The following is a 1,001-nucleotide window of genomic DNA, read 5'->3' as shown; positions in this document are numbered from 1 at the left end:
TCGCAAAATGCTGAGAACTCATCAATCGGACAACCGATGTCTAGCGAGCATGTTGCTTCAAGTGTTGGCATAACAACCGTTTTGTTTGGCGTTAAAATTTTAGCAGTTTCACCCATAAAACGAACGCCTGCAACGATGATCATATCAGCGTCGTGTCTTGCACCAAAGCGCGCCATTTCTAAAGAGTCGGCAACGCAACCGCCAGTTTCTTCGGCAAGGGCTTGGATTTCAGGATCAGTATAATAATGCGCTACGAGTACCGCGTTTTTATCTTTAAGTAATTGCTTAATACGTGCTTTGTATTCGCCTTGCTCGTCGTTTGTTAACGGTGCTGGCTTTGGAGGGAAAATATAGCCTTCAGGCATAATAGTTTGCGCTAAACTCATGTTCTCGACCACTTATTTACAGTGTATAAATTACGGCGAATTATACGAGAATAAAAACATAAATAACAGCAAACTGGTTAAGCTTGTTTATAAAAAACAGAATGGGATTTTAAAAAAGAATATAGCAAATGGTGGGTCATGATGGATTCGAACCATCGACCAATTGATTAAAAGTCAACTGCTCTACCAACTGAGCTAATGACCCGCTCTAAAATTGTACGTACTAAAAAGATAGTGTTTGCGTAGATCCGCCGATGTTCCAGTTTTTACTTACAAAGCAAAAATGGTGGGTCATGATGGATTCGAACCATCGACCAATTGATTAAAAGTCAACTGCTCTACCAACTGAGCTAATGACCCGCTCTTGGTGTTAACTAATAAATATATATTTCCATGAAAATGGTGGGTCATGATGGATTCGAACCATCGACCAATTGATTAAAAGTCAACTGCTCTACCAACTGAGCTAATGACCCGCTCAAATATAAACTTAAAAGCTTACCTGCGTGAATCCGCCGATTAGGGTGTTATAGAATGGTGGGTCATGATGGATTCGAACCATCGACCAATTGATTAAAAGTCAACTGCTCTACCAACTGAGCTAATGACCCGCTC

At 40.7% G+C, this 1,001-nt stretch carries 1 protein-coding gene and 4 tRNA genes; all 5 read right to left on the bottom strand.

The genetic code is table 11. The features are described 5' to 3' along the window. On the bottom strand, positions 1 to 386 hold a 386-nt coding region (nadA, locus tag BCG07_RS05355), incomplete at its 3' end, for a quinolinate synthase NadA (RefSeq protein ID WP_286889129.1). Positions 387 to 515: 129 nt separating this feature from the next. After that, positions 516 to 591: transfer RNA gene (locus BCG07_RS05350), tRNA-Lys, on the bottom strand. A 79-nt stretch (positions 592 to 670) separates the two neighbouring features. Further along, positions 671 to 746, bottom strand: a tRNA-Lys gene (locus BCG07_RS05345). 40 nt (positions 747 to 786) lie between these two features. Continuing rightward, positions 787 to 862: transfer RNA gene (locus tag BCG07_RS05340), tRNA-Lys, on the bottom strand. 59 nt (positions 863 to 921) lie between these two features. Next, positions 922 to 997: transfer RNA gene (locus tag BCG07_RS05335), tRNA-Lys, on the bottom strand. Positions 998 to 1,001 lie beyond the last annotated feature (4 nt).

It is taken from the genome of Pseudoalteromonas sp. ESRF-bin5 (assembly GCF_002632075.1).
Taxonomy (GTDB): Bacteria; Pseudomonadota; Gammaproteobacteria; order Enterobacterales; family Alteromonadaceae; genus Pseudoalteromonas; species Pseudoalteromonas marina.
Note: the sequence above shows the minus strand (reverse complement) of the source record. Positions and strands in the feature narration are given on the sequence as shown.